The 22,517-nt window shown below is 71.6% G+C and carries 24 protein-coding genes and 1 pseudogene; 17 read left to right on the top strand and 8 right to left on the bottom strand.

What is annotated here, in order from left to right; genetic code table 11:
- Positions 1–102 precede the first annotated feature (102 nt).
- The 4 genes from OG385_RS18025 (at position 103) to OG385_RS18010 (ending at position 1,442) form a co-directional block, all read left to right on the top strand.
- A complete protein-coding gene (locus OG385_RS18025) occupies positions 103–363 on the top strand; it encodes a hypothetical protein (RefSeq protein WP_266855664.1) in 261 nt (86 codons plus the stop codon).
- Positions 360–518 carry a hypothetical protein gene (locus OG385_RS18020; RefSeq protein WP_266855663.1) on the top strand — a complete coding sequence of 53 codons (159 nt, stop codon included), beginning with the start codon at positions 360–362 and terminating at the stop codon, positions 516–518. Before OG385_RS18025 ends, OG385_RS18020 begins: the two co-directional genes overlap by 4 nt.
- A complete protein-coding gene (locus OG385_RS18015) occupies positions 515–856 on the top strand; it encodes a hypothetical protein (protein ID WP_266855662.1) in 342 nt (113 codons plus the stop codon). Before OG385_RS18020 ends, OG385_RS18015 begins: the two co-directional genes overlap by 4 nt.
- Before the next feature lie 61 nt (positions 857–917).
- The gene (locus tag OG385_RS18010; protein WP_266855661.1) at positions 918–1,442 is read left to right on the top strand and encodes a GNAT family N-acetyltransferase; all 525 of its coding nucleotides are present in this window, start codon (positions 918–920) and stop codon (positions 1,440–1,442) included.
- 180 nt (positions 1,443–1,622) lie between these two features.
- On the opposite strand, the gene OG385_RS18005 is transcribed toward OG385_RS18010, so the two are convergent.
- Positions 1,623–2,534, bottom strand: a complete 912-nt coding sequence (locus OG385_RS18005; RefSeq protein WP_266855660.1) for a DUF3027 domain-containing protein — start codon at positions 2,532–2,534, stop codon at positions 1,623–1,625.
- Positions 2,535–2,974: 440 nt separating this feature from the next.
- Here OG385_RS18005 and OG385_RS18000 point away from each other — a divergent pair, with 440 nt between their 5' ends.
- The 4 genes from OG385_RS18000 to OG385_RS17985 are packed head-to-tail and all read left to right on the top strand — an operon-like array spanning position 2,975 to position 6,361.
- Positions 2,975–4,324: an MFS transporter gene (locus OG385_RS18000; protein WP_266855659.1), complete on the top strand. Its 1,350-nt coding sequence runs from the start codon at positions 2,975–2,977 to the stop codon at positions 4,322–4,324.
- A gap of 27 nt (positions 4,325–4,351) precedes the next feature.
- Positions 4,352–4,831 carry a DUF2771 domain-containing protein gene (locus OG385_RS17995; protein ID WP_266855658.1) on the top strand — a complete coding sequence of 160 codons (480 nt, stop codon included), beginning with the start codon at positions 4,352–4,354 and terminating at the stop codon, positions 4,829–4,831.
- A 4-nt stretch (positions 4,832–4,835) separates the two neighbouring features.
- Entirely contained in the window at positions 4,836–5,492 is a 657-nt protein-coding gene (locus tag OG385_RS17990; protein WP_266855657.1) for a futalosine hydrolase, read from the top strand.
- Positions 5,489–6,361: a 1,4-dihydroxy-6-naphthoate synthase gene (locus OG385_RS17985; protein ID WP_266855656.1), complete on the top strand. Its 873-nt coding sequence runs from the start codon at positions 5,489–5,491 to the stop codon at positions 6,359–6,361. Before OG385_RS17990 ends, OG385_RS17985 begins: the two co-directional genes overlap by 4 nt.
- 114 nt (positions 6,362–6,475) lie before the next feature.
- Here OG385_RS17985 and OG385_RS37380 read toward each other — a convergent pair whose 3' ends face one another.
- A complete protein-coding gene (locus OG385_RS37380) occupies positions 6,476–6,859 on the bottom strand; it encodes a cold-shock protein (RefSeq protein WP_323183791.1) in 384 nt (127 codons plus the stop codon).
- A gap of 160 nt (positions 6,860–7,019) precedes the next feature.
- On the opposite strand from OG385_RS37380, the gene OG385_RS17975 reads away from it, so the two are divergent.
- Positions 7,020–7,325 carry a hypothetical protein gene (locus OG385_RS17975; protein ID WP_266855655.1) on the top strand — a complete coding sequence of 102 codons (306 nt, stop codon included), beginning with the start codon at positions 7,020–7,022 and terminating at the stop codon, positions 7,323–7,325.
- Here OG385_RS17975 and OG385_RS17970 read toward each other — a convergent pair.
- Entirely contained in the window at positions 7,295–7,927 is a 633-nt protein-coding gene (locus tag OG385_RS17970; RefSeq protein ID WP_266855654.1) for an HAD family hydrolase, read from the bottom strand. The genes OG385_RS17975 and OG385_RS17970 overlap by 31 nt on opposite strands.
- A gap of 104 nt (positions 7,928–8,031) precedes the next feature.
- Here OG385_RS17970 and OG385_RS17965 point away from each other — a divergent pair, with 104 nt between their 5' ends.
- From OG385_RS17965 to OG385_RS17950, 4 genes are all read left to right on the top strand, one after another.
- Positions 8,032–9,036, top strand: coding sequence for an iron ABC transporter permease (locus tag OG385_RS17965; protein WP_266855653.1), 1,005 nt, complete (start codon positions 8,032–8,034; stop codon positions 9,034–9,036).
- Positions 9,037–9,080: 44 nt separating this feature from the next.
- Positions 9,081–10,130, top strand: coding sequence for an iron chelate uptake ABC transporter family permease subunit (locus OG385_RS17960; RefSeq protein ID WP_266860957.1), 1,050 nt, complete (start codon positions 9,081–9,083; stop codon positions 10,128–10,130).
- A 3-nt stretch (positions 10,131–10,133) separates the two neighbouring features.
- Positions 10,134–11,000, top strand: coding sequence for an ABC transporter ATP-binding protein (locus OG385_RS17955; protein ID WP_266855652.1), 867 nt, complete (start codon positions 10,134–10,136; stop codon positions 10,998–11,000).
- 136 nt (positions 11,001–11,136) lie between these two features.
- Entirely contained in the window at positions 11,137–12,126 is a 990-nt protein-coding gene (locus OG385_RS17950; protein WP_266855651.1) for an ABC transporter substrate-binding protein, read from the top strand.
- Between the two features lie 97 nt (positions 12,127–12,223).
- On the opposite strand, the gene OG385_RS17945 is transcribed toward OG385_RS17950, so the two are convergent.
- Both OG385_RS17945 and OG385_RS17940 read right to left on the bottom strand, forming a co-directional pair.
- Positions 12,224–12,745 (bottom strand): DUF4232 domain-containing protein, encoded by a 522-nt coding sequence (locus OG385_RS17945; protein WP_266855650.1) that lies wholly within the window; start codon positions 12,743–12,745, stop codon positions 12,224–12,226.
- A gap of 226 nt (positions 12,746–12,971) precedes the next feature.
- Positions 12,972–14,111, bottom strand: coding sequence for a hypothetical protein (locus tag OG385_RS17940; RefSeq protein WP_266855649.1), 1,140 nt, complete (start codon positions 14,109–14,111; stop codon positions 12,972–12,974).
- 405 nt (positions 14,112–14,516) lie between these two features.
- Between OG385_RS17940 and OG385_RS17935 the strand changes: the two genes are divergently transcribed.
- Complete coding sequence (locus OG385_RS17935; protein WP_266855648.1) at positions 14,517–17,051, top strand: helicase C-terminal domain-containing protein; 2,535 nt, start codon at positions 14,517–14,519, stop codon at positions 17,049–17,051.
- A 280-nt stretch (positions 17,052–17,331) separates the two neighbouring features.
- Here the strand turns inward: OG385_RS17935 and OG385_RS17930 are convergent.
- Positions 17,332–17,811, bottom strand: a pseudogene (locus tag OG385_RS17930) (VanZ family protein); the annotation flags it as partial.
- 83 nt (positions 17,812–17,894) lie between these two features.
- Between OG385_RS17930 and OG385_RS17925 the strand changes: the two are divergent.
- Positions 17,895–19,592: a DNA repair helicase XPB gene (locus OG385_RS17925; protein ID WP_266855647.1), complete on the top strand. Its 1,698-nt coding sequence runs from the start codon at positions 17,895–17,897 to the stop codon at positions 19,590–19,592.
- Positions 19,593–19,640: 48 nt separating this feature from the next.
- Here OG385_RS17925 and OG385_RS17920 read toward each other — a convergent pair whose 3' ends face one another.
- Complete coding sequence (locus tag OG385_RS17920; RefSeq protein ID WP_266855646.1) at positions 19,641–19,802, bottom strand: hypothetical protein; 162 nt, start codon at positions 19,800–19,802, stop codon at positions 19,641–19,643.
- A 135-nt stretch (positions 19,803–19,937) separates the two neighbouring features.
- Here OG385_RS17920 and OG385_RS17915 point away from each other — a divergent pair, with 135 nt between their 5' ends.
- Positions 19,938–20,375, top strand: a complete 438-nt coding sequence (locus OG385_RS17915) for a VOC family protein (protein WP_266855645.1) — start codon at positions 19,938–19,940, stop codon at positions 20,373–20,375.
- A 139-nt stretch (positions 20,376–20,514) separates the two neighbouring features.
- Here OG385_RS17915 and OG385_RS17910 read toward each other — a convergent pair whose 3' ends face one another.
- Positions 20,515–21,108, bottom strand: coding sequence for a TetR/AcrR family transcriptional regulator (locus OG385_RS17910; protein WP_266860955.1), 594 nt, complete (start codon positions 21,106–21,108; stop codon positions 20,515–20,517).
- A 156-nt stretch (positions 21,109–21,264) separates the two neighbouring features.
- On the opposite strand from OG385_RS17910, the gene OG385_RS17905 reads away from it, so the two are divergent.
- On the top strand, positions 21,265–22,410 hold the full coding sequence (locus OG385_RS17905) for an NAD(P)/FAD-dependent oxidoreductase (RefSeq protein ID WP_266855644.1): 1,146 nt from the start codon (positions 21,265–21,267) through the stop codon (positions 22,408–22,410).
- Positions 22,411–22,517: the final 107 nt, after the last annotated feature.

The raw sequence follows: 22,517 nt of genomic DNA, 5'->3' as shown, positions 1-22,517 counted from the left end.
GTCGCCTCAACTCATCCTTCGTTCCAGATTACTTGAAGGGATCCTGACTCTAGGCCACGCTGAGCCCGCTTGGTAGTGAAATGACTACGGAGAGGAGCGGTGGTGTCCGCACATAACACCCCGAATAGGCGGGAACCCTCACGCGCCCCGGATCTCGGCGCGCTCATGGTCGATACGGGGCACGGCAACCGAACCGGGGAGTTCCGGGGACTGGCCGGCCCGTACTGGTCACTGCGGCCGGTCAACGGTGGCGCCGAATGGGAGGCCGTCCCCGAGCAGGTACGGACCCCGACTCGCATAGAGCTGCTGACCGCTGAGATCGCACGCATCAACGCCCGCAGCCGCAGGAGGCTGGAACCGTGACCGCCCAGACCGACGACGCGTCCTGCCGGGAGTGCGAGGAGTTCGACCTCGCCGAAGCAGTCGCCAGGGCCGAGCACGACGCGAGCAGGGAGACCGACTGCCGGGTCCTGCGCAGGCGCCACCAGCAGACCGACCACGGAGGGCAGCAGGAGTGACGTACTCGCTGGTCCGGCTGGCTCTCGTCGCCGGGGCGCTCCAGGTCCTCATGCGGCGACGCCTCCCCCGCATCCTGCTCGTACTCACCCGTCAACGCCCCAAGCAGCCCGCTCTGTTCGCGGAACTTCTGCACATCGAGACGGACCTCGCGTACCGCGCACGGTTCTTCGCAGGGCTGAACGCAGCACTCGCCGAGCGGAACGCGGAACGCATCGCTGAGCTGGAAGCGCTTCGGACCGCACTCGCTCAGCTCCGTAACCCGGTCTCCCCGACAACGGCGGGCAAGGGGACATTCGGGTGCTTCACCAGCGCTTCGGGTGGTTCACCAACACCGTGAGCCCCCGCCTCCCCCGGGCTGGAACGATGGGCGGAACACGCGCACGAAGGGTCGGCATTCCATGAAGGACACGCCAGAGGGCGGCATCGCGGGCGAGGCGACCTTACTCATTCCCGCCACGGAGGAGCATCTGTCGCTGCTCGCCGAGTGGTTCGCCGACCCTGGGTTCGTCCGCAACTGGGGCGGGCGGCCTCTCACCCGCGAGGAAGTGGCCGCCAAGTACACCGGAAGGCGGCGTCCCGCTGTGGTGTCGCTGCTGGTCCTCAGGGGCGTCGATTCCGTGGGGTACGCCCAGTACGTCACCACCGGCCCTCATGAAGGCGGCATCGACATGGTGCTCCTGCCTCACGCACAGGGCCAGGGGTACGGCCCCGACGCCGCCCGCGCCCTCGTCCGGCACCTCCGTACCGTCCTGGGATGGGGCCGGGTCACCGTCGACCCCGAAGCCTCCAACCACCGAGCCATCAGGGCATGGCGCAAGGCAGGCTTTCGCCCGGTCGGCCCACGGGGCAGCCAGCTGCTGATGGAGTACAGGCCCGCACAGAACGGCCCGTTACGACCGGCCCCGGCAGATGCCTCCTGCTGAGGACGGACCGAACCTTTTCCAACCTTGATACCCGCTCACCCGTCCCGGCGCACCCCGAAGTGTCCGTAGCGGAGTGAAGGCGTGAACAGGCCCCTGTGACCCTGTCGGCTCCGCGATGGAGCAGCAGGGCCCGGGAGCCGGGGGAGGCGTTGTGGCGGGGACGACCCCACCCCTCACCCCTCAGGAATGCCCCAGATCGTCCGACCCCGAAGCCGCCTCCGCCGAGACCGAGCCGCCCTCCGGGTCCGGGCGCAGGGCGAACGGGTCCGCGGCCGTCGAGTCCAGTACCAGCGGCGCCGGCCGCAGTGGCTTCGGCATGACCGCGGCCTCCGAGTGGCCGCCGCAGCCGTACGACAGGGACACCACGTGGCCGTCCGCCGGGCCGAATTCGTTGCCGCAGACCCCGAAGGCCTGGCGCAGTGAACCGGAGAGCGGGACCAGGAAGGCGCACGTCACGCAGGACGCGGGGGCCGCCTGGGCCATCGGGGTCTTCGCGCCGTACTCCTCGTCCCAGCGGTCCGCCGCCTGGTGCAGGCCGTAGCGGGACAGCACCCGCGCCCGCCGCATCCCCAGCTCCTCGGCGACCGCGGCGACCGTGCCGCGGGCCGGGACCGATGTGCGGTCGGTGACCTCGGCGTCCTCCGCCTCGACCCGCTCCGCCAGCTCGTCCGAGAGCACGGAGTTGGGCGGCGGCGCGTCCTCGCCCGAGAAGCCGGGCTCCAGGCGCAGGTCCTCCGCCTCGGTGGGCAGCAGGTCGCCCGGCCCCATGTCACCCGGGCGCAGCCGTTCGCTCCACGGCACCCACTCGGGGGCCAGCAGCGAGTCCGAGCCCGGCAGCAGAACCGTCTCGTCGAGCGTGACGAGCTTCGCCCGGGATGCCCGGGCGACCGTCACCGCCCAGCGCCAGCCCCGGTAGCCCGGTTCCTTGCACTCGAAGTAGTGGGTGACCACCCGGTCACCCTCGGCCACCACAGAGACGTGTTCGCCGACCACCCCGGGGAAGGCAGCTTCCTCCGCCGCCTCGCGTGCGAGGCCGACCGCCTCGGCGCACAGGCGGTCAGGGGTACGGCTTCTCGTCGTCGCAGCACTCACAGGTCTCGCTTCTCTCCTACGCCGTCTCACGGGTGCGCCGGACGAACTTCGCGTACGAGCAACGGGCGGAGCGGACCAGAGGACCGCGTCAACGTCCGCGCCCGACATGCCCGGGGGCGCACCTTCTCCCACCCATTCTGCGGGATAACGGAGAGGCGCACAGCCAAGGGCAACCGCCGGTGGCGCGCTGGAGGCTGTCGGCCACACCCGGGCGGAGGAGCCCGCGGCGTCTGACACCGTGCATCGCAAGGCGGAGAACGCCCCCGTAACCGAAGTCACTGGGCGGTTCCGACTACGCAGCGAGGCGCGGTGACAGGCGTCGCGGGCCCGCCCGGGAGTGGTCGGCAGCCTCCGTGCACGCTACCCCTTCTCCGGCTCTCGTCCCACCTGCGCGTCCGAATCCCGGTTCGGGTCGTACGGGGTTGGGGCACTATGACGGGGTGACCACCGCAAGGTCGTCCGACGGATTCAGCCCGGCGCGCAGGGTGGGGCGGGCCGTCGGTCATGCCCTCCATCGGCCGTTCACTGGTACCGCAAAAGGGATCAGACGGGCGACGAACGCCCATGGGGCGGGCGAGTCGGGCCTCGGCAAACTGATCGAGCTGCACGCCGTGAACAGCGCGGGTGACGTAATGATCACGGTTGCGCTGGCCTCGACCGTCTTCTTCTCCGTACCGACCGATCAGGCCCGCGGCCGTGTCGCGCTCTATCTGGCGGTCACCATGGCGCCGTTCGCGCTGCTCGCCCCGGTGATCGGCCCGCTGCTCGACCGGCTGCCGCACGGCCGCCGGGCCGCGATGGCCGGCGCGATGCTGGCCAGGGCGGTCCTCGCGCTGGTGATGTCGGGCGCCGTGGCCACCGGCGGGCTTGAGCTCTATCCGGCGGCGCTGGGCGTGCTGGTGGCGTCGAAGGCGTACGGCGTGGTCCGCAGCGCGGTGGTCCCTCGGCTGCTGCCACCACGGTTCTCGCTGGTCAGAGCCAACTCCCGGGTCACGCTCGGGGGGCTGCTCGCCACCGGTGTGGGGGCGCCCATCGGGGCCGGGCTGCACAGGATCGGCCCCGCCTGGCCGCTCTACGGGGCGTCCGCCGTCTTCCTGTTCGGGACGTTCCTGGCCTTCATGCTGCCCCGCAAGGTGGACTCCGCGAAGGGCGAGGGCAAGGCCCGTCTGATGGAGCGGACCGACGAGCCCAGGCCGTCGCTGCGCACGGTCGGCCCCTCGGTCCTGAACGGCCTGGTGGCGAACTCCTCGCTGCGCTCGCTCTCCGGCTTCCTGATCTTCTTCCTGGCCTTCCTGCTGCGCGAGCACCCGATGGCCGGGCAGAACGCCGCCGTGTCGCTGACCATCGTCGCCGTCGCGGCCGGCGGGGGCAACGCGCTGGGCACGGCCGTGGGTGCGCTGCTGCGCTCGCGCGGGCCGGAGATCATGATCGCCACCCTGCTCGGGGTGGCGCTGGGCGCCGCGGTCCTCACGGCCGTCTTCTTCGTCTCCTTCATGGTGGTGGTGCTGGCCGCGGTCGCCGGGTTCGCGCAGGCGCTGGCCAAGCTGTCCCTGGACGCGATGATCCAGCGGGATGTGCCGGAGACCGTACGGACTTCGGCGTTCGCGCGCTCGGAGACGGTGCTCCAGCTGGCCTGGGTGGTGGGCGGCGCCATCGCGATGGCCCTGCCGCTGAACGGGATGCTGGGCGCCTCGGTGGGTGCCGCCCTGGTCGCGGTGGGTGCGATCACGACCGTACGGGGGCTCCTGACGGCCGCACGGCGCGGCTCGCCGCACCCCCGCGTGGCGTGACCTGCGCCGGGCGATAGCCTTCGGCCCATGACCGTTGCGCTTCTTACTGGTAAGGGCCGCCGCACCGCCGCCGCTCTCGGTGCCGTGTCCGCCGGACTCCTCGTCCTGTCCGCCTGCGACAAGCCGACGCCGCTGGCGACCGTGACGGTCGGCACGAACTCGGTGCACTCCGAGGCCGCCTGCTACAACGACGGCAAGAGCCTGGACATGGCCGCGTCCAAGGCGTGCGCCTCGCAGAAGAAGGGCACCAAGTCCATCAAGGTGGACCCGGACAAGACCGTGCGGATCGGCGTGGACCCGAAGATCGCCGACAAGGGCTGGGTGCTGCTGCTCAACGGCCAGCAGCTGACCGCCGTCAGCAAGAAGACCTACACGACGGTCCCCGGCAACGTCTTCTTCAACTCCCAGTACGGCGCCAAGGGCAACTCCTCGACCGTCGCCATCGCCGAGGGCGACGGCACCACGAAGGTCTTCGGGCTCTGGTCGTTCATCTTCAAGAAGGACTGACGCCTTGCGTGTACTCATCGTGACCGCGGTCCCCGCTGAGCGGGACGCGGTCACGCGCGCGTTCGGGGGCACCACCGGCCAGGGCGCGGGGACCGGCTGTTACGACGTGATCGCGGCCGGGGTCGGCCCGGCCGCCGCTGCCGCCGGGACGGCGACCGCGCTCGCGCTCGGCTCGTACGGCCTGGTGGTATCGGCGGGCATCGGCGGCGGGTTCCACGCCGCGCCCGGCTCGCTGCTCGTGGCCGACGCGATCGTCGCGGCGGATCTGGGCGCCGAGACCCCCAACGGCTTCGTGTCCGTCACCGGTCTCGGCTTCGGCACGGTGGAGCACCGGCCGCCCGCCGACCTCGTACGGGCCGTGGCCGACGCCACCGGCGCGACGCCCGGCACCGTACTCACCGCTTCCACCGTCACCGGCACCGCGGAGCGGGCCGCCGGGCTGCTGGCCGCCCACCCCGCGGCCGTGGCCGAGGCGATGGAGGGTTTCGGGGTGGCCGAGGCGGCGGCGCAGGCCGGGCTGCCGGTACTGGAGATCCGGGCGGTCTCCAACGCCGTCGGCCCGCGCGACCGCGACGCCTGGCGCATCGGCGACGCGCTGACCGCGCTCACCACGGCTTTCGGGAAGCTCGCACCCGTACTGGAAGGCTGGACCCGCACATGACCGAAGCAACCGAGGCACCGCTGCTCACCGACGCGCTGAACATCGCGTTCTCGCCGTGCCCCAACGACACGTTCGTCTTCGACGCCTGGGCCCACGGCCGGGTGCCGGGGGCGCCCCGGATCGATGTGACCTTCGCGGACATCGACATCACCAACGGAATGGCCGAGCGCGGCGAGTTCGACATCCTGAAGGTGTCCTACGCGGTGCTGCCCTGGGTGCTGGGCGAGTACGCGCTGCTGCCGTGCGGCGGGGCGCTCGGACGGGGCTGCGGGCCGCTGGTCCTGACGCGGGAAGCAGGTGTGGACCTCACCGGGAAGACGGTCGCGGTGCCGAGCGAGCGCTCGACGGCGTATCTGCTCTTCCGGCTGTGGGCGGCCGAGGTGGTGCCCGGTGGAGTCGGCGAGATCCTCGTGATGCCGTTCAACGAGATCATGCCCGCCGTGCGCGACGGCAAGGTCGACGCGGGTCTTGTCATCCACGAGGCGCGGTTCACCTACCAGGAGTACGGGCTGCACTCGCTGGCCGACATGGGGCAGCACTGGGAGTCCACGACGGGCCTGCCGATCCCGCTGGGCGCGATCATCGCCAAGCGCTCGCTGGGCGAGGAGCGGCTGCGGGAGCTGGCCCGGACGGTCCGGGCGTCGGTCCGGCAGGCCTGGGACGACCCCGAGGTGTCCAGGCCCTATGTGCTGAGCCACGCGCAGGAGATGGACCCGGCGGTCGCGGACCAGCACATCGGTCTTTACGTGAACGAGTTCACGGCGGATCTCGGCGAGGACGGCTACGCGGCGGTCCGCGGGCTGCTCACCCGGGCGGCGGCGGAAGGTCTCGTACCGGCACTGCCGCCAGAGGCGCTGAGCTTCGCCTGAGTGTGCCCGAGTGCCCTGGGGATCAGGGCTGAGGAGCGGTACGGAAGTGGGCCGGGGCGGGGAGTTCCCCGCCCCGGCCCACCGGGAGACCGTGTCCGTTCCGTACGGCCGGGGTCAGACGTCCAGCTGGTCGGCGACCGCCCGCAGCAGGCCGGCGATCTTCGCGCCGGCCGCCTTGTCGGGGTAGCGGCCGCGTTCCAGACTCGGCGTGATGTTCTCCAGGAGCGTCGTCAGGTCCTGCACGATGGAGGCCAGTTCGTCGGGCTTGCGGCGCTGGGCCGCGGCCACCGACGGCGTTGGATCGATGATGGTCACGGTCAGCGCCTGGTCGCCGCGCTGGCCCGCGACAACGCCGAACTCCACGCGCTGCCCCGGCTTCAGGGCGTCGACTCCGGACGGGAGCACCGACGAGTGGACGAAGACATCGCCCCCGTCGTCGCGGGAAAGAAAGCCGAAGCCTTTTTCCGAATTGAACCATTTGACCTTGCCGGTGGGCACCGTCTGTCCTCGTCCTCGTAGTCGTAGAAAACGGCTCTGGATAGCACTGCAGCGGGTCACTCGACCCGCCGGAACTCAGGCTAGTGGTCCGAAGACCAGTGGGGACCGGTAATAAGACGTCACTTCGTAGTTCCTCCGCGCAGGGAACTACCCTGGCCGGGTGAGCAATGAAACCCAATCGGCCGGCGCCCCTGCCCGGGTCCCTGACGACACCCGTGCCGGTGACCGTCTCGTCCAGACCGGCGCGATCATCTTCTTCATCGGAGCCGTGGCCACCCTGGTCACGGTGGCCCCGCTGTTCCTCGGCACTCACCCGTTCCCGTCCATCGCGTATGCCGTGTGCATGCTGATGGGCGTCGGCTTCATCGTCGCCGCGGCCGGTCTGCTGCGCTCCATCGCGGACCAGCGCCGCCGGGCGCGTGCCGCGATGGCGGGTCAGGCGCCCGCGGTGACCCCGGCGGCGTAGCCCTCCAGCCACGCGGGGAACTCGGTGAGGTCCGTCAGGATCACATCGGCTCCGGCCGCGCGCAGTTCGTCCGCGCTGATCGGACCGGTCGGTACGGCGACGGAGAGCGCGCCCGCCGTGAGCGCCCCGCGCACGTCGCCGACGTGGTCGCCCACGTACACCGAGGCACCGTACTCACGCAGCGCCTCCGCCTTGGCCTCCGCCCAGAGCCAGCCGATGACGGCATCCGGCTCGATGCCGAGGTGGACCAGGTGGCGCACGGCGTCCGGCTGGTTCTTGGCGGTGACGACGATCGCCCGGCCGCCGAGCCGCCGCACCGCGGCCACCGCTTCGGCGGCGCCCGCCATCGCCGTGGACGGCTCGATCGCGTATGTGGGGTAGATCTCACGGTAGCGGTCCCGCATCGCCGGAATCTCTGCCTCCGGGAACCACTCGGCCAGCTCCGTCTCCAGCGGCGGACCGAGCCGGGTGACCACGAGGTCGGCGTCGATGTACGTCCCGGTCTCGGCCGAAAGTACCTGGTAGGCGGCGTGGATGCCGCGCCGGGAGTCGATCAGGGTCATATCCAGGTCGAAGCCGACCGTCAGCGGGTGTGAAGACATGCCTTCCATCCTCCCCCCACGCGCGACCTGGCCGATTCGCCCGAAGAGGCTCAGCTTAGGCTTAGCCAAGCCTTACCAACCTTCGGAATGGGTCTGATGTCCTGATGTCAACTCCCGTGGCCCGCCGCCGCGCAGCCTGGACGGCCGCCGCCGTCGTGGCCCTGCTGCTGGCGGTCCTGCTCAGCCTCGCGGTCGGGGCACGGGCCATCGCACCATCGGCGGTGATCGACGCGCTGCTGCACGGCGGCCACAGCAACACCGCCGAAGTCGTACGCCAGCTGCGGGTGCCGCGCACCCTCATCGGGCTGATGGTGGGCGCCGCGCTCGCCCTGGCCGGGACCGTGCTCCAGGGCATCACCCGTAACCCCATCGCCGATCCCGGCATTCTCGGCATCAGCCAGGGCGCCTCCGTCGGTGTGGTGCTGGCCATCGCCTTCGCCGGGATCCACACCCTCACCGGGTACGTCTGGTTCGCCTTCGCCGGGGCGGCGGTCGCGTCCGTCGCGGTGTACGCCATCGCCTCCCGGGGTCGCGGCGGCGCCACCCCGGTCAAGCTCGCGCTGGGCGGCGCCGCGATCAACGCGCTGCTCGTCTCCGTGGTGCAGGCGGTCCTGACCACCAAGGCCTCGGCGCTGGACGAGTTCCGCTTCTGGCAGGTCGGCTCGATCGGCGGCCGTGACACCGACATTGTTGGCCAGATCTGGCCGTTCCTGCTGGTGGGCGTGGTGCTCGTGGCCTCGGTCGCGCGCGGTCTCGACGCGCTGGCGCTGGGCGACGACATGGCGAAGGGGCTCGGCCAGAAGGTCGCGACGGTACGCATCATCGGCGGCATCGGCGCCACCGTACTGACCGGGGTCGGCGTCGCCGCCGCCGGACCCATCGCCTTCATCGGACTCGCGGTGCCACACATCGCCCGCGCGATCGTCGGCAGCGACCACCGCTGGGTGCTGCCGATGGCGGCCCTCATCGGCCCGGTGATGCTGCTGGTCTCCGACACCATCGGCCGGGTCGTCTTCCCGCCGAGCGAGGTGCCGGCCGGAGTGATGACGGCCCTGATCGGGGTGCCGTTCCTGGTGACCCTCGTACGCCGGAAGGCGGTCCCGGCGTGACATCGGCTGCTCCCGTCCCCACGACAACCACGACAGCGGCGGCCATGCGCCCCGCCGGGTACTCCCTCGTACGGGCCGGGCGCGGGACGTTCCTGCTGCACCGGCGGGCGGCGGCCGTCGCCGTGGCGCTCGCCGTGCTGCTGGCCGTCACCTGTGTCGCGTACCTCTGCGTCGGTGAGGACTTCATCGCGCCCGGCGAGGTCGTCAAGGTCATCCTCGGCAGGCCCTCGCCCGACGAACTCGTCGTCGGCACCCTGCGGCTGCCCCGCATGGTCGTCGGGCTGCTCGTCGGCGCCGCCTTCGGGGTGGCCGGGGCGCTCATCCAGACCGTCGCGCGCAACCCGCTGGCCAGCCCCGACATCATCGGCATCAGCAAGGGCGCGGGCGCGCTCACCGTCGCCGCGATGTCGCTCGGGGTGACCTCCACCGCCGTCCTGCCGTACCTCTCGGTCATCGGCGGGATCGCCGCCGCCGCCCTGGTGTACGCCTTCGCCTGGCGCGGCGGGCTGCACGCCACCCGGTTCGTGCTGATCGGCATCGGCTTCGCCATCGCACTGGGCTCGGTCACCCAGCTCTTCCTGACCAAGGGCGACTACCTGGTCGCCCAGCAGGCCCAGATCTGGCTCACCGGCTCGCTGAACGGCCGGGGCTGGGACCAAGCCGAACTCGTCGGCTGGGTACTGCTCGCGCTCGTACCGGCGATGCTGTGGGCCGCGTACGCCCAGCGCACCGTCTCCATGGACGACGACACCGCGACCGCGCTCGGCATCCGGCTCGGGCGGGTGCGGCTCGGTCTCGTGCTGCTCGGCGTGGTGCTGGCATCGGTGGCGACCGGGGCCGCAGGGCCCGTCGACTTCGTCGCGCTGCTCGCCCCGCAGATCGCCCGCCGGATGACCAGGACCGCGCAGATCCCGCTGCTCTGCTCGGCGCTGATGGGCGCGTTCATCGTCGTACTCGCCGATCTGCTCGGCCGCAAGCTCCTGTCGCCCACCGAACTGCCGGTGGGCGTCCTCACGGCGGCGGTCGGCGCCCCGTATCTGATCTGGCTGATCGCGAAGAATCACGGCGCCCGCGGCCGTAGTGGAGGCAACTAACTCATGACCAGCAGGCCGACGCCGGAGACGAGACTGACGGCCCGTGAGCTGACGCTCGCGTACGACGACCGCACCGTCGTCGACGGGCTCGACCTGGCCGTGCCCGACGGGCAGGTGACCGTCATCGTCGGGCCCAACGCCTGCGGGAAGTCCACCACCCTGCGGGCCCTGGGACGGCTGCTGAAGCCGCGCAGCGGTGCGGTGCTGCTCGACGGCGCCGAGCTGGCGCGCACGCCCACCAGGAAGATCGCGCAGTCGATCGGGCTGCTCCCGCAGTCCCCTTCGGCGCCCGAGGCGATCACCGTCGCCGACCTGGTGGCACGCGGCCGCCAGCCGCACCAGCACTGGTGGCAGCAGTGGTCGGACGAGGACGAGCGCGCCGTCACCGGCGCCATGGAGCGCACCGACATCACGGCGCTCGCGGAGCGGGCCGTGGACGAACTCTCCGGCGGGCAGCGCCAGCGCGTCTGGATCGCCATGGCGCTCGCCCAGGAGACGGATCTGCTCCTGCTCGACGAGCCCACCACCTACCTCGACATCGCCCACCAGGTGGAGGTGCTTGACCTGGTGCGCCAGCTCAACAAGGAGCGCGGCAGGACCGTCGTCGCGGTACTGCACGACCTCAACCAGGCGGCCAGGTACGCCGATCACCTGGTGGCCATGAAGGACGGCCGCATCGTCGCCGAGGGGCACCCGACGGAGATCGTCACGGCGGAACTCGTACGGGAGGTGTTCGGCCTGGAGTCGGTCGTCATCCCGGACCCGGTGACCGGGTCGCCGCTGGTCGTGGCGGGGGCGCCGTGGGCTGCGCACGCGGATGTTCCCGAATCCGCCGATGTGCCGGAGTCCGAGCCCGCGGACCTTCCCTGAAGTCGAGTGAAGCCCGCCCGGTGAAATCCGGCGAAGTCCGGTGAAGTCCGGTGAAGTCCGGCCCAAAACAACATAGTTGACGCCTGAGACTCTGCTGGAACGCCGTCCGAACGGAACGCCGTCGAAAGGGATCCTCATGAAGCGCGCACCCCACCGGCACCGCCGCCACCTCCACCGTGCCGTCGCGGGCGCTCTCGCGCTCACCGGTGTGCTGGCTCTCACGGCGTGCGGCTCCGCCGACACCAGCGGCAAGCCGTCCACGGGGTCGGCCGCCACCCACACCATGAAGACCGCCATGGGTGACGTACGGGTCCCCGACCACCCCCGGCGGGTCGTCGTCCTGGACACCGCCGAGCTGGACTCCGCCATCACGCTCGGTGTGAAACCGGTCGGCTCCACGCACGCCGACGTGAAGTCCGGGTTCCTCGACTACCTGCCCAAGGACGAGGTCGCCGGGATAAAGGACGTCGGCGCGATGCTCCAGCCGAACATGGAGGCCATCGCCGCGCTCAAGCCCGACCTGATCCTCACCAGCAAGATCCGGCACGGCGACAAGTACAGCCAGCTCAGCGCGATCGCGCCGACCGTCATGACGGAGAACACCGGCTACCCGTGGAAGGCGAACTTCCAGGTGCACGCCGACGCCCTCGGCAGGAAAGCTGAGGCGAAGAAGACCGTCGCCGCGTACACCGCGCACATCCGGCGGGTCGTGGCCGCGCTCGGCGGACCCGCGAAGGCGGCCGCCACGGAGGTCAGCATGGTGCGGTTCGTGGAAGGCGCCGACATCCGGATCTACGGCAGGAAGAACTACATCGGCACGATCCTCGCGGACCTCGGCGTCGGCCGCCCGGCCATCACCGACAAGGCCAAGGACGGTTTCTCGTACGACGTGAGCCCCGAGCGGATCGACCTCGCCGACGCGGACGTGCTCTTCCACTCCACGTACGGCGACCCGGCGAAGGCCAAGGAAACCCAGACCACGCGCGGCGCCCTGTGGAAGAACCTGACCGCGGTGAAGAACGGCAAGTCGTTCGGGGTCGACGACCAGTTGTGGATCCAGGGCATCGGCTACACGGCCGCCGACACGATCCTCGATGAACTACAGCGGGATCTCACCCAGCGGTAACCGGCCCGGCCGCCCAGCACTGTGCCGCCGTCCCTCGGGGGAACGGCGGCACAGGGGGCACGATGACGTGCCGGGGTCACGCGGCTACGCGGGTATCTCAGGCTCCGGCCTGCATGGCACCGATCTGGGTACCGGCGTCGACCGAGAGCGAGCCGTTCGCGGAGGACTCGCCGGGGATCGTGCCGCCGCCCGGGGTCCGGAGCGTGAACGAGACCTCGTTGGCCGACGCACCCTTGGTGCTGCTGGGCACCTGGATGTCGAAGTGGACCGGGTGGCCGGGGCTGAGGGTGACCGCGGTGCTCTGGCCGCCGTACGACTTCGCGGTCACGCCGTCCAGCGAACCGTGGTTGTAGAACTTCACCCCGGTGGGCGAACCGGCCAGCTTGCAGGACTCCGTGCCGGGTGCCGCGGTCAGCGTGACCCGGTAGTGGCGGTGCCCGGCGCTGGAGGCATCCGGAGTGATCTTCGCCGTGTGGTTCGCCGGGCGGCAGGAAGAGACCTTGACGCCGGCCGCGGCAGACGAGTGCGACGCGGTGGCTGCCTGTGCGACTCCCACCCCGGCGGCCCCTGCCAGGGCGGTGGCGGCGACCGTCACGACGAACTTGCGAGTCATACCCATGGCCAGCTCTCCTTCTCTCAGCTCCCGGTCCGGCCGGCAGGCCCGCCGAACCCCTGTCTGCGAACAGCTTGCCCGCTACACCGGCCCAAGATCGTCACGGGAAGGCAACACGCCTGCTACAGACGTAAACGGGGACACAGCGGGCACCGGCCGCGGCGGAGGCAGTCCTGCCGCCAGGCCCCCGCCAGGCCCCCGCCAGGCCCACGAGGGGCTCGACCGAGGGGCGTTACGGCAGCCGCCTCCGCGCCCGCCACACCAGATACAGCGCGGAGGCACCGGCCGCCACCCGCAGGACGACCGGCCACACCCCGGAGATCGCGTCACCCATCCCGTGCGCCGGGATCGGCGTGCCCCAGCGCCCGCTGGAGCGCCCCCACAGCCAGACGATCCCGCCCGTCAGGGCCAGCCCCGGCAGGCCGAGCACCGCCCACTTCGCCTCGGCGCGGCTGAGCCTGCGCGAGACGTACGCGAGGAGCCAGCCGGCACCGAGCGCGATCAGCGAGCCGAGCACGGCGCCGACGACCAGCAGCGCCGCCGCGAGCAGCAGGAACGGGCTGGAGAAGCCCGCGGCCACGGCCCGCACCCCGCCGCCGCCCTCACCGGCCGGCGGCCTGCGGCCGAGCAGCGACCGCCCGCGGCGCGGCGGTGCCTCCACGAACTCACCGTCGGCGCCGTCCTCTTCGGCTTCGCCGCCGGCGTCAGGACCGTCATCGCCGTCCCCGGACTCCGCGCCGGGCGGCGGTTTGAGTATCTCGGGGATCTCCACCCCGCCGGTGAAGCCGGGCACCGAGTCACCGGCTCCGAAGGGTCCCGACTGGATGCGCCACCAGTCGGGTTCGGCGCCGGACGGGCCCAGTTCGTCCTCGCCCGCGAGGTGCGGCGGTGAGGCGGCCGTCGAACGCGGGGGCTGCGGCTCGGGCTTTTCGCCCCTGCCGAACCCCCATCTGCCGCCCCCGGGCCCGGACTTGCCCAGTCCCGTCTTGCCCAGCCCGGTCTTGCCCAGCCCGGTCCGGCCCGGCGCGGACCCGCCGCTGCCGTCCTGCTCCGCACCCGCCGGATCGTTCCGGCGCGGGCGGGGCATCCGGCGCGCCCGGTCCCGTACGGGGTCGGGGTCCGGTTCCGCCGCGCCCGGCGGGGGGCCGCCGCCCGTCGCCGCCGCCACCTGCTCGGCCGGTGTGCCGAGCCGGCCGAGGATGCGGCGCACGGCCGCCTCGCCGCCCGCGTCGGCCCCGGCACGCTGCCGGTCGATCTCGCCGCGCAGCGAGGCGACGAGCCGCATCCGGTCGGCCGAGGTCAGTTGCCGCTGGGCCAGGTCACCGACCCGGCTCAGATAGTCGTAGACGAGCTGATCGCTCTCGATCCCCACGGACTCGCACCCCTTCACGCCGCTCTGCACCGACCGTAGCCGCCCCCACCGCGCACCGTCCGCACCCCCGGGCTCCTTCGCCGACCTTTTCCCCAGCCTTTCCCCCAGCCCGTCCCCCTGCGCCCTCCCTCCTGCCCGTGCACGGCCCCTGCTCCGCGGCCCTTCCGCAGCCCTCCCGCAGCCGCTCCTCAGGGCGTTTCCCGCACCTCGCCCGTACCCCGCCCGCACCTCGCCCGCCCCCCTCCGGGCCCTTCCCGCGGCCCTTCTCTCGGTGCTCCCCCGGGTGTCCTGCCCGCCCGTACGGGAGCGAAGTCATCGGGTCCAACGTGGGGCGGTGCGCCATCTGCCCGTAAATCTCAGTAACGTGGGCCGGATGGGGACCCGTCCGCACTATGGGAGGCGCACGTGCCGGAACGAACACGCAGCACGCCACCGCGCACCCTCGCAGAGGCCCTGCGCACCCGCGACGACGCATCCCTGACCGGGCTGCTGCGGGCGCGGCCCGATCTGCTGACGCCGGTGCCCAGCGATCTCAGCCAGCTCGCGACCCGGGCGGGCACCCGCGCATCGGTCGTACGGGCGCTGGAACACCTCGACCGGTTCACGCTCCAGACCGCGGAGGCGCTGGCGGTCGCGCCCGACCCCGCCCCGTACGAGACGCTCCTCGCCCTCATGGCCGGTGACGACTGCGATCCGGAGGTCGCCGACGCACTGCCGGGCGCGGTCGAGCGGCTCCGCGAACAGGCGCTGCTCTGGGGCACGGACGACCGGCTCCGGCTCGTCCGCACCGCCCGCGAACTCCTCGCCCCCTCCCCCACGCACCCCTCGCCGACCGGCCTCGGGCCGACCGTGGCGGAGGCGACCGTCGGGATGTCCCCGGGCCGCGTCCAGGAGATCGTCACCGCGGTCGGCCTCGCGGGTACGCATGACTCGGTCTCCGCTGTCGCGGCGCTGACCTCGCTGTTCACCGACCGGACCCGGATGTCGGCGCTGCTCGACGAGGCGCCGACCGAGTCGCTGAACGTGCTGAGCAGGCTCGTCTGGGGCCCGCCGTACGGCGAAGTGGCCGCCGCGCCGACCCGGCCCGTGCAGTGGCTCCGCGACCACGGGCTGCTGCTGCCCGCCAGCGCACGCACGGTGGTACTCCCCCGGGAGGCCGCGCTGCATCTGCGCGCCGGGCGCGCACACCAGAGCGCGGCACCACGGCCGCCCGCCGTGCTGCCCGCCCGCGAATACGGTCCACAGGCTGTGGACGCGGCGGCGGCCGGCCAGGCGTTCACCGCGCTCTCCACCATCGAGGACCTGTTCAAGGACTGGGACGAGGGCGGCCCCGCCGTGCTGCGCTCCGGCGGCCTCAGCGTCCGCGACCTCAAGCGGACCGCCGCCGCGCTGGACATGAGCGAGCAGCTGGCCGCCTTCTGGGTCGAACTCGCCTACGCGGCAGGGCTGCTGGCGGCCGACGGCGAGGCCGACGAACGGTTCGCCGCCACCCCCGCGTACGACCTCTGGCTCGACTCGCCGGCCCAGCAGCGCTGGGCCGACCTGGTCACGGCCTGGCTCACCGCCACCCGTACCCCGGGACTCATCGGCGGCCTCGACCCCAAGGGCCGCGCCCTGTCCACCCTGGGTCCCGAGCTGGACCGCGCCGCCGCCCCCGAGGTACGCCGCAGAGTCCTGGCCCTGATGGCGACCCTCCCGGAGGGCACAGCGCCCGACCCGGATTCACTGCTGACCCGGCTGCGCTGGGAACGCCCGGTGCGCGGCACCGCGTCCGGCCGCAGTACGGGTCCCGGCGCGACGGCGGACATCCCGACGGCCCGCCACACCCATGGCGCGAGCGCCGTTGGCGATCTGCGCTCGCGCATCGCCCAGTGGACGATGAACGAGACGGAACTGCTGGGCATCACCGGCCGCGGCGCCCTCTCGACGCACGGCAGGGCGCTCCTCGGCGACACCACGCCCGGCAGCGCCCAACTCCCCGCCCCGACCCCCGCCGAACTGGCCGCCGCCCGCACCCGCGCCGCCGACGCGATCACCCCGCTGATCCCCGAACCCCTCGACCACGTCCTGCTCCAGGCCGACCTCACCGCCGTCGCCCCCGGCCCGCTGGAGCGCCCGCTCGCCGCGCTGCTCGGGGTCGCCGCCGACGTCGAGTCCAAGGGCGGCGCCACCGTCTACCGCTTCACGGCGGGCTCGGTGCGCCGGGCGCTCGACGCCGGACAGACCGCGGCCGACCTGCACGCCTTCCTCGCGGCCCACAGCCGTACGCCGGTCCCGCAGCCGCTCACGTATCTGATCGACGACGTGGCGCGGAAGCACGGCCACCTCCGGGTCGGCGCGGCCTCCTCGTACGTACGCTGCGACGACGACGCGGTGCTCAGCGAGATCCTGGCCGACACCCGTTCCCAGTCACTGCGGCTGCGCCGCCTCGCGCCCACGGTGCTGGCCTCCATGGCCGACCCGGCCGGGCTGCTCGAAGGGCTGCGCTCGATGGGTTTCGCCCCGGCCGCCGAGTCCGCCGAGGGCGACGTCCTGATCACCCGCGCCCACGCCTACCGCACCCCGCCACGCAGCGCGCCCGCCCCGGTCCCCGAGGGCCCGCCGGTCCCGGACGATGTCCTGCTGGGCGCGGCGCTGCGGGCGATCAGGGCGGGCGACACGGCGGCCACGGTGGTGCACGCCCCGGTACCGGAACACGGCGACCTGCCGCGCACCCCGTCGGCCGAGACGCTGGCCACGGTGCAGGCGGCGGCGATGACTGGCGCGGCGCTCTGGATCGGCTACGTCAACGCGGACGGCGCGGCCAGCAGGCGCGTGATCGCGCCGGTACGGGTCGAGGGCGGCTTCGTCACGGCGTACGACCACACCGCGGACGACGTCCGCACGTATCCGCTGCACCGCATCACGGGCGTCGCGGAACTGACCGACGACCCGTCCTGACGCCGGACCACCAACGGGACACGGCGGCGACCGCCTTCGGGGCGGGAGACTTCCGCGCCGCGGGCTTCTTGGGCTGGGGCTTCCTGGCCTGAGGCTTTTTGGCGGGGGACTTCTTCGCCGGTGAGTTCTTTGCCGAGGACCTCTTCACCGGAGCCTTCTTCGCCGAGGACCTCTTCACCGGAGCCTTCTTCACGGGGGACTTCTTCACCGGGGACCCCTGTTCGGCCCGCTCGGCTCGGGCCGCCGACCGCTCGGCTCGGGCAGTCCGCTGCCACCAGTGGGTGCGCCGCGGATGCAGCGCACGCCCCAGCCGCCGCCCGAGCAGCAGATAGCCGAGCAGAGCACCCGTGGTGTTGAGGATCACATCGTCGATGTCGAACGCGCGCCCGGTGATCAGCAGCCCCTGCGCCGTCTCCACGAGGAGCATCACCACGGCGGTCACCAGGACCACCCGCAGCAGCCCGCGCGCCTTGGGGATCAGCATGGGCAGCAACACCCCGAACGGCACCCCGAGCAGCAGATTGCCGCCGATCTGCTTGACCGTGTCGCGGAAGGCCGGCTGGTCGACGTACGTACGGATCGAATCACCGGGTGTGAGGTTCGTATGCGTGAGGTCCACCGAGGCCGCGGAAGGCTCCAGTGTCACCTTGGCCAGGGCGACGGCGAAGCCGACCATGCAGGCGAAAGCGATCAACAACACGAGGGTGCGCAGCACTGCCGAGCCCCACGTACGGCGCTGCAGTCGCGGTTCGGAGTCCATGACGCAGCGTGTACCCCCGCCGGAATGCGCGACACTGGTGGTTTGGCCCTACCGAAAGCTCACGGCGCGAAGGGACTCATGGCGTGAATGGACCTCTCATCGTCCAGAGCGATAAGACACTGCTCCTGGAGGTGGACCACGAGCAGGCGGACGCCTGCCGTCGCGCCATCGCACCGTTCGCGGAGCTGGAGCGCGCGCCGGAGCACATCCACACCTACCGGCTGACCCCCCTCGGTCTGTGGAACGCGCGTGCCGCGGGGCACGACGCCGAGCAGGTCGTCGACGCGCTGGTCGAGTTCTCCCGGTACCCCGTGCCGCACGCGCTCCTCGTGGATGTCGCCGAGACCATGGCCCGGTACGGCCGGCTCACGCTCTCCAAGCACCCCGTGCACGGCCTGGTGCTCACCTCGACCGACCGGCCCGTGCTTGAGGAGATCCTCCGGTCGAAGAAGGTCGCCCCGCTGGTCGGCGCGCGCCTCGACCCCGACACGGTCGCCGTGCACCCCTCCGAGCGCGGGCAGATCAAGCAGACGCTGCTGAAGCTGGGCTGGCCCGCCGAGGACCTCGCGGGGTACGTCGACGGCGAGGCGCACCAGATCGATCTGGACCAGGAAGGCTGGGCGCTCCGGCCGTACCAGCAGCAGGCCGTGGAGAACTTCTGGCACGGCGGCTCCGGCGTGGTCGTGCTGCCCTGTGGCGCGGGAAAGACCCTGGTCGGGGCCGGTGCGATGGCCGAGGCCAAGGCGACGACGCTGATCCTGGTCACCAATACCGTCTCGGCCCGCCAGTGGAAGCACGAGCTGGTGAAACGTACCTCCCTCACGGAGGAGGAGATCGGCGAGTACAGCGGTACGCGCAAGGAGATCCGCCCCGTCACCATCGCCACGTACCAGGTGCTGACGACCCGCAGGAAGGGTGTCTACCCGCACCTGGAGCTGTTCGACTCGCGCGACTGGGGGCTGGTCATCTACGACGAGGTGCATCTGCTGCCCGCGCCCGTCTTCAAGTTCACCGCCGACCTCCAGGCCCGGCGGCGGCTCGGGCTCACCGCGACGCTCGTACGGGAGGACGGCCGCGAGTCGGACGTCTTCTCGCTGATCGGGCCCAAGCGGTTCGACGCGCCGTGGAAGGAGATCGAGGCGCAGGGCTACATCGCGCCCGCCGACTGCGTGGAGGTCCGGGTCAATCTGACGGAGACCGAGCGGCTCGCGTACGCCACGGCGGAGGCGGAGGAGAAGTACCGCTACTGCGCGACGACGGCGACCAAGCGGAAGGTCACGGAGGCGCTGGTCCGCAAGCACCGGGGTGAGCAGACCCTGGTCATCGGCCAGTACATCGACCAGCTCGACGAGTTGGGCGAGCATCTGGACGCGCCGGTCATCAAGGGCGAGACGACCAACGCCCAGCGCGAGAAGCTCTTCGGGGCGTTCCGTGAGGGCGAGATCAGCGTCCTCGTCGTCTCGAAGGTCGCGAACTTCTCGATCGACCTTCCCGAGGCGACGGTCGCGATCCAGGTCTCGGGGACCTTCGGCTCACGTCAGGAGGAGGCGCAGCGGCTGGGCCGGGTACTGCGTCCGAAGGCGGACGGGCACGAGGCGCGCTTCTACTCGGTGGTGGCGCGGGACACGATCGACCAGGACTTCGCCGCGCACCGGCAGCGGTTCCTGGCCGAGCAGGGATACGCGTACCGGATCGTGGACGCGGACGAACTGCTGGCGGAGAAGGACTCGGACACGAAGGACTCGGACACGGACGACGGGACGGCTCAGGACGCTTCCTGAGCGGGCCGGCTCAGCGAGTCGGCTGAGCGAGCTGCCTCAACAGCCCGCTCAGCGGCGGCCGTGTTCGCCGAGGATCATGACGCTGAAGGCGGCGGACGCGAAGGCCCCGACCGCGCGGACGGCGCTGCGGACGGGGTGGGCCGCGGGGGCACGGACCGCGGAGGTACGGGGCGCGGAGGTACGGGCCGCGGTGGCGGTTGCTGTGGTCATGTATCCATGATGGTTTTCCGGCAGTCCTGAGGCGTCAGGCTGTGGTCGGAACGCGCAGGGCGGACACGTACGACTCAAGACCCATGCGACCCCCTACGGGATGGGGGCTCGGGACGTGAGGAGAGCGAGGCACCCGTGGCGACCAGGTGGAGTCTGACCGTCGACAGCGCGGACCCGGCGGCGCTGGCGCGGTTCTGGGCGGAAGCACTGGGCTACGTCGAGCGGCCCGCGCCCGAGGGGTTCGCGAACTGGCCGGAGTGGCTCCTGCACCACGGCGTCCCCGAGGACGAGTGGAACGACGGCGCCTACCTCCGCGACCCGGACGGGACCGGCCCCGGGCTGTCCTTCCTGAAGGTGCCGGAGCGCAAGGTGGTCAAGAACCGGCTGCACCTGGACGTGCAGGCCGGGGGCGGCCGTGAGACCCCCTGGGAGATGCGGTGGCCGCGCGTACTGGCCGCCGCCGAGCGGCTGACCGCCGCCGGGGCGAGGGTGCTGCGCGAGGAGACGCTCCAGGGCAGGCCGGACCATCTGGTGCTGGCCGACCCCGAGGGCAACGAGTTCTGCGTGGTGTGAGCCGGGACGGGCTCGGGAAACGGGACAGGTTCGGGAAACGGGACTGACTCGCGCAACGGGACAGGTTCGGGAAACGGAACGGACTCGCGCAACGGGACTGACTCGCGCAACGGGACGGACTCGGGGAACGGGACGACCGCTACGGCGCGGACGGTTCGCGCGGCGGTTTCCAGCCGTGGGCGAGGATGCCGAAGATTTCCTCGACGGCGGCGCGTGGGTCCTGCCGGCCGCGGGCGAGGGTCGGGATGTCCAGTACGAACCGAGCCAGAGCCACACACGCGAGGTTGTCGTGGTCCACGCCGATCTCGTCGGCGATCGCCGCGCTGAGGCTGTCGGTGTGGCGGGTCCACATGCGTTCGGCGTACGCGCGCAGCACCGGCGTGGATTCCACCAGACTGACGAACTCGGCCCGCTGCGGATGCGCCGCGATCGACAGCCAGGTGTCCAGGACGTGCTGCTGGAGGGCGTCGAGGAAGCTCTGCCCCGGGGCCCGCTGCCGCACGGCGGCGATCAGTTCCGACTCCCGGTCCTCGTCCTGGTCGAAGACCAGGGCTTCCTTGCCGCTGAAGTGCTTGAACACCGTGGCGGTCGACACGTCGGCCGCGTCGGCGATGTCACGGATGCCCACCTGGTCGTAGCCGCGCTCCAGGAAGAGTTGCAGCGCGGCGTCGCCGATCGCCTGCCGGGTGGCCGCCTTCTTGCGTTCGCGGCGGCTGACGGGGGGCACGGGCACGGTCATGACGCGAGCGTATCCGATAGTCGAACCCATAGCTAAGTAGAACCGTTGCACTTTTCTATTGGGTTTGTTTTTATAGATGTTGCGACATGCGGCCCGTAGCGACCCACGACGACCCATGACGACCATCTGCACCGCTCGAAAGGAACCCCCATGAGCTCCCCCGCACCCGCCCGTGCCGGCATCAGCATCATCGGCGCCGGACCCGGCGGGCTGACCTGCGCCCGCATCCTCCAGCGGAACGGCATCGCGGTCACCGTCCACGAACGCGACCCGGGCCCCGATGCGCGCAACCAGGGCGGCACCCTCGACCTGCATGCCGACAACGGCCAGATCGCCCTGCGCGAAGCCGGCCTGCTGGACGAGTTCTTCGAGCTGGCACGCCCCGAAGGGCAGGAAATGCGCCAGTTGGACCCGGCCGGCGCGATCACGGCCCATGAAGTCCCGGCGCCCGACGAACTCTTCAAGCCGGAAATCGACCGCGGTCAGCTGCGCGATCTGCTGCTCAACTCCCTGCGGCCGGGAACCGTGCACTGGGGCCGCGCCCTCGACGCGGTCAGCGGCCCCGCCGACGGGCCACGGCAGTTGCACTTCGCCGACGGCACGACCATCGAGACCGACCTGGTCATCGGCGCCGACGGCGCCTCCTCCCGGGTACGCCCCGCCGTCTCCCCCGCCGTCCCCGAGTACACCGGGGTGAGCTTCCTTGAGGCACGGTTCTCAGACGTCGAGAAGCGGCACCCGGAGATCGCCGAACTGGTCGGTCCGGGCGGCGCCCACGCAGCCGACGGCGAGCGAGGCCTGTTCGCCCAGCGCAACAGCGGAGACCACATCCGCGTCTACATCATCCAGCGCGTCCCGGCCGACTGGATCAGCGCGAGCGGCCTGACCCCCGACGACACCGACGGCATCCGCGCCGTACTGCTCGACAAGTACGGTCACTGGTCACCGCGCATGCGCCGGATGATCGCCGAGAACGACGCCACCTACGTCGACCGCCCGCTCTTCGCCCTCCCTGTTCCGCACACCTGGCAACACAACCCGACGGTGACCCTGCTCGGCGACGCCGCCCACCTCATGCCGCCGCTCGGCGTCGGGGTCAACCTCGCCATGCTCGACGCCAGCGAACTCGCCCTCGCCCTCACGAACGCCGCCACCGTGGACGAGGCCGTCCGCGCGTACGAGAAGACCATGCTCCCCCGCTCCATCGAGACGGCCGAGCTCCTCGAACACGGCGCCGAGCACCTGCTGTCCGCCGACATCCCCGACTTCGACAGCGACAACGACGCCCAGCCCTGAGGGCTTACAACCACCCTTGCCAAGGTCTAAATAAAATGATTCATTAACCTGGCGAGTGAATGAATGCATACCAAGCATAAGGCGATGCATACGGCCGTCGAGCTGAC

Source organism: Streptomyces sp. NBC_01306, from assembly GCF_026340465.1.
In the GTDB taxonomy this organism is placed as follows: domain Bacteria; phylum Actinomycetota; class Actinomycetes; order Streptomycetales; family Streptomycetaceae; genus Streptomyces.
Note: the sequence above shows the minus strand (reverse complement) of the source record. Positions and strands in the feature narration are given on the sequence as shown.